The sequence below is a fragment of the Mycobacterium sp. genome, from assembly GCF_032161845.1.
In the GTDB taxonomy this organism is placed as follows: Bacteria; Actinomycetota; Actinomycetes; order Mycobacteriales; family Mycobacteriaceae; genus Mycobacterium.
In genome coordinates, this window is record NZ_JAVRQA010000156.1 from 1 (window position 1) to 4,702 (window position 4,702).

The 4,702-nt window shown below is 65.9% G+C and carries 6 protein-coding genes; 3 read left to right on the forward strand and 3 right to left on the reverse strand.

Translation table 11 applies throughout. From position 1 onward, the window contains the following. A partial coding sequence (locus QOD90_RS09160) for a ribonucleotide reductase barrel domain-containing protein (RefSeq protein WP_526348842.1) occupies positions 1-1,060 on the forward strand: 1,060 nt, incomplete at its 5' end. A 69-nt stretch (positions 1,061-1,129) separates the two neighbouring features. On the opposite strand, the gene QOD90_RS09165 is transcribed toward QOD90_RS09160, so the two are convergent. Then, positions 1,130-1,516: a DUF5997 family protein gene (locus QOD90_RS09165; RefSeq protein ID WP_526348844.1), complete on the reverse strand. Its 387-nt coding sequence runs from the start codon at positions 1,514-1,516 to the stop codon at positions 1,130-1,132. Positions 1,517-1,557: 41 nt separating this feature from the next. On the opposite strand from QOD90_RS09165, the gene QOD90_RS09170 reads away from it, so the two are divergent. Both QOD90_RS09170 and QOD90_RS09175 read left to right on the forward strand, forming a co-directional pair. After that, positions 1,558-2,271 carry a LysR substrate-binding domain-containing protein gene (locus tag QOD90_RS09170; RefSeq protein ID WP_526348846.1) on the forward strand — a complete coding sequence of 238 codons (714 nt, stop codon included), beginning with the start codon at positions 1,558-1,560 and terminating at the stop codon, positions 2,269-2,271. 72 nt (positions 2,272-2,343) lie between these two features. Next, on the forward strand, positions 2,344-3,177 hold the full coding sequence (locus QOD90_RS09175) for a GNAT family N-acetyltransferase (RefSeq protein WP_526348848.1): 834 nt from the start codon (positions 2,344-2,346) through the stop codon (positions 3,175-3,177). A 7-nt stretch (positions 3,178-3,184) separates the two neighbouring features. Here QOD90_RS09175 and QOD90_RS09180 read toward each other — a convergent pair whose 3' ends face one another. Both QOD90_RS09180 and QOD90_RS09185 read right to left on the reverse strand, forming a co-directional pair. After that, on the reverse strand, positions 3,185-3,763 hold the full coding sequence (locus QOD90_RS09180) for a hypothetical protein (protein WP_526348850.1): 579 nt from the start codon (positions 3,761-3,763) through the stop codon (positions 3,185-3,187). Between the two features lie 216 nt (positions 3,764-3,979). Then, the coding region (locus QOD90_RS09185; RefSeq protein WP_526348852.1) for a geranylgeranyl reductase family protein at positions 3,980-4,702 on the reverse strand (723 nt) is incomplete at its 5' end.

Below are 4,702 nucleotides of genomic sequence, written 5' to 3' on the forward strand. Positions count from 1 at the left end.
CTACCCGTACATCATGTACGAGGACACGGTGAACCGGGCCAACCCCATCGAGGGCCGGATCACCCACAGCAATCTGTGCTCGGAGATCCTGCAGGTGTCGACGCCCTCGCTGTTCAACGAGGACCTGACCTACGCCAAGGTGGGCAAGGACATTTCGTGCAACCTCGGCTCGCTCAACATCGCCAAGACCATGGACTCGCCGGACTTCGCGCAGACCATCGAGGTGGCGATCCGCGGCCTGACGGCAGTGAGCGACCAGACCCACATCTGGTCGGTGCCGTCGATCGAGCAGGGCAACAACGACTCTCACGCGATCGGCCTCGGGCAGATGAACCTGCACGGCTACCTGGCGCGTGAGCGGGTCATGTACGGCTCCGAAGAGGGCATCGACTTCACCAATATCTACTTCTACACGGTGCTCTACCACGCACTGCGGGCGAGTAATCGCATCGCGATCGAGCGGGGTACGGCCTTCGGTGGCTTCGAGCGCTCCAAGTACAAGTCGGGCGAATTCTTCGACAAGTACATCGAGCAGGCGTGGGAGCCGGCCACCGAGCGGGTGCGGGAGTTGTTCGCGCAGTCCGACATTCGCATCCCGACGCAGGAGGACTGGGTGCGGCTGAAGGAGTCGGTGCAGCAGCACGGTATCTACAACCAGAACCTGCAGGCGGTCCCGCCAACCGGTTCGATCTCGTACATCAACTACTCCACCAGCTCGATCCACCCGGTTGCCTCGCGGATCGAGATCCGCAAGGAAGGCAAGATCGGCCGCGCCTACTACCCGGCGCCGTATCTGACCAACGACAACCTCGAGTTCTACGAGGACGCATACGAGATCGGCTACGAGAAGATCATCGACACCTATGCCGCGGCGACTCAGCACGTGGATCAGGGGCTGAGCCTGACGCTGTTCTTCAAGGACACCGCCAGCACGCGTGACGTGAACAAGGCGCAGATCTACGCGTGGCGCAAGGGCATCAAGACGCTGTACTACATCCGCCTGCGCCAAATGGCGCTGGAGGGCACTGAGGTGGAGGGCTGCGTCAGCTGCATGTTGTGAGGCACTGCCGCCGAAAGTGAATCTGGCGACGCAACTCCCGCGAGTTGCGTCGCCATTTTCACACTCGCGTCAGCTCTCGCGAGCCTGATCCTCGTGCAGCGCCTTCACCCGTCGTTCCTCGCGGAGCACGCTCTGGTAGCTCTCGCGTTCCGCATCGAGCCACTCGGGCTTCTCCTCGAGCAGCTGGCTGATCTGCTCGGTGGTGAGCGCATCGGTGACGCCACCCCGCGCCAAGCCGGCGATCGAGACACCCAGCTTGGCTGCCACCAGGTTCTTCGGGTGCGGGCCGTTCTTGCGGAGGTCCTTGAGCCACTGCGGCGGATCCGCCTGCAGCGCGGCGAGGTCGGCGCGGGTGATCGAATTCTCCTGGAATTCCGTAGGCGTCGCGGGCAAGTACACGTCCAGCTTCTTCGCCGCTGTGGCGGGTTTCATGGACTGCGCGTTCGGCCTGCTCATGAAGTGGAGCCTATCGGTGGGCCCATCGGTAGCCTGAGGCGGTGACCCCGCTCTGCCTCACCGTCGGGTACGTCCCCGGTGTGACACCCGCGAAGTGGGCGCGGACCTGGGCGCAGCGCCGCCCCGACGTTCCACTGCAGTTGCATGCCGTCGCCGCGGCGGACGCGGCCGACGCGTTGCGGGCAGGCACCATTGACGTGGCTCTGCTCCGACCGTCGCTCGACACGTCTGGACTGGCCGTCATCCCTCTCTACGAGGAGGTGACGGTGGTCGTGGTGCCGACCGACCACCTGCTCAGCGCCGTCGACGCGGTCACCGTTGCGGACCTCGACGGGGAACCGATCCTGATCCCGCTCGACGACGTCGTCGGGTGGGCAGCCGCCCCCGGCGTCCAGGTCGAGCACCGGCCCGAGACCACCAAGGACGCAACAGAACTCGTTGCTGCGGGGGTCGGCGTGCTCGTCGTTCCGCAGTCGCTGGCGCGACTGCATCATCGCAAGGATCTCGAGTACCGCCCAGTCACCGACGCGCCTACCTGTCCCGTGGCGCTCGCCGTCCGAACGGGGCAGCAACCGGCATTGGTCGAGGAGTTCATCGGAGTCGTGCGGGGTCGCCAACCCACCTCGTCGCGCGGGCGGGCCGAGCCGGCGCCGAAACGCTCTGCGCGGGAGAAGACCCTCGCGAAGCAGGCCGCCCGCGCCGCCGCGGGCAAGGTCGCCCGCAAGCCAGGCCAGGCGAAGCGCGGTCGACGCTGACGCAAACCGTTCTGTTCCGCCTGCCAAATAAATCAGTGGAGATTCCGCGGGGAGTAGCTCACCCTCGAACGCATGAACGTTCACCTGTACGCGTCGCCGGATGGCTTCGGCCCGGTTGCGCGCTGGGTGTACCGCAAGGACCCGGTGCGGTTCACCACCGAGCTCACCACGCTGCGTAGCTCGAAGTGGCCGACTGATCAGCTCCTGCTGGCGGCGTCCGACTGCGGCGGGGTCGTCGGTGCGGCGCTGCAGATGAGGGATGCGGTGCTGCTGGTCAACGGGCTGCCGCCGACCTTGGCGAAGGAAGCGGCGGCCGCGCTCGCGCCAGCCCGGGCCGACCTTCCCGCCGTGCGCGGAACATCAGTCACTGCAACGGCTTTCAGTCAGTCGTGGAGCGAAGCCACCGGTGCGACGGTCGCGATGTCGTTCGAGGAGACGCTGTACCGCCTCGATGAGCTCGTTGCGCCGAGGGGAGTCGTCGGCGAACCACGACTCGCCACCGGAGAGGATGCGGAGCTGGTCGTAGGGTGGCTCGACGCCTTCTTCATCGAGGCGTTCGGCAGCGAGTCGAACCCCGGCGCGTGCCGGGAACTGCTCGCCGACATCGCCGTCGCTGGCGGGCACGTGGTGCTGTGGACGGTGAACGGGGAACCGGTCGCGATGGCGCGAGTCCACGGCTGTCTGCTCGGGATGTCGCGAATCGGTCCGGTCTACACGCCGCCAGGGCACAGAGGCCGCGGCCATGGCGCGGCCGTCACCGCCGAGGCCGTCCGGCACGCTCAGCGGCAGGGTGCTCGCGACGTGGTGTTGTTCGCCGACGTCGCGAACCCCGTGGCGAACGGGGTCTACCGGCGACTGGGCTTCCTACCCGTCGGCGAGAACGTGCAGTACGCCTTCACGGGGTAGTGCACGGTCAGAGACCAGGGATCTGCAACCCACCCGGCGAGGCCGGCGTGGCGCCGGGCAGCGCGAACGGCAGCTGGGAGCCCGGCGTCGTGCTGGGCAACCCGAGCGCCGGGCCCGCCACGTTGGTCAGCGTGTTCAACCCGGCGGGCATCTGGCCGTTCGACAGCGACGTCATCCAGCCCGGGCACTGTGTCTGAATCACCATGGTTGCGACCCAGCCCGCAATGGTCGGCGCCAAGCCGCTCTGGCCGGATACTTGCGCCGCCATCGTGGCCAGCTGGCTTCCGGGTTGCACCAGCATCGGGCAGATCGACTGTCCCGCACCGGCAATCGCCGTACTGACCGGACCGTTGTTCCCGATCCCGACGCCGTTCAATGCGCTGGTGCCGGAGTCGGTGGCAACGTCGGCATTCGCGTGTGAAGGCCACATCACGGCCGCAGCGGCGATGCCGAGCGTCACCACCACGGGCCGAAATATCAATGCAACCGCGTTGACGTAGTCCGCCCAGGCGATTCCCTGGCGCACCACCATGGCGTTGCGCAGGGTCGGTGCGCTCCATGGGCGCGGCATGGTCAGTGACGTCATCGAGAACTCCCGGGTAGCCGGTAAAGAATGCCTCGTTGCACTCGTTTCACTTTGGTAACGATGGGCTACAAATGTCACAGCTACAACACGAAACGGTCAAGGTTGGTGACGCGGGCGTTTTCTTACCGTTGTCTCAATGAGACGAATGCGACACTTCGCGACTTTTGGCGTAATCGCGATTGGGCGATCTCAACCGGTCGCCGTCGGCAGGGAGGGCTACTTCACCTTGTGCTGGGGGCCCTGTTCCTTCTTGTACAGCGCCTTCAACATTCGATCGCGCAAGAACGAGTTGTCGATGAACTTGATGCCCGCGTTCGCGACGGTGGGAATGCCCGCGAGCTTGTGGAAGTAGCGGCCGCGCCGGTACTCCTTGCCCCAGGCGGCTTCCATCCGCTGCGCGTAGTTGGTGAAGTCGTCGGGCCCACCGTTGGTCAGCGCCGCGAGGGCGCATTCACCCGCGGCGAGGCCCGACTCGAGCGCCTTGGAGATGCCCGCGCCCGACGCCGGCTTGCCAGCGCCGAGCGAGTCTCCCGTGAAGAGGACTCCGGGACGCCACGGCGGCCACGCAGTGAAGCCCATCGGCAGGCGCCACGCCCGAACGAGCTTGTCCTTCTTCAGTTCTTCGATGGGTGGCAGTCCCCATTCGCGGGGGAGCGTCTGCATGAACTCGCCCATGAACTGGGTGGCGTTGATCTGCTGCCAGCCCTTGTAACTGTTGACGTAGCCAAGGCCGATGTTGATGCGCCCGCCACCGAACGGGAACACCCATGCGTAGCCGGGCAGCTGATCGCCGTTGAACTTCAGGTTGAGATAGATGTCGAGGGAGTCGGAGTCCGGCTTGTTGGCGGGCATCTCCGCGCGGATCGCGATCGCCGAGTAGCCGTTGTACTCCGAGTCGATCTTCAAGGCCCGCTTGATGGGGGAGTAGGCGCCGTCGGC

Bases quoted from the DNA above. Each gene is read 5' to 3' on its own strand.
- QOD90_RS09175 (WP_526348848.1), top strand. From the start codon at position 2,344: ATGAACGTTCACCTGTACGCGTCGCCGGATGGCTTCGGCCCGGTTGCG.
- QOD90_RS09180 (WP_526348850.1), bottom strand. From the start codon at position 3,763: ATGACGTCACTGACCATGCCGCGCCCATGGAGCGCACCGACCCTGCGC.
- QOD90_RS09165 (WP_526348844.1), bottom strand. From the start codon at position 1,516: ATGAGCAGGCCGAACGCGCAGTCCATGAAACCCGCCACAGCGGCGAAG.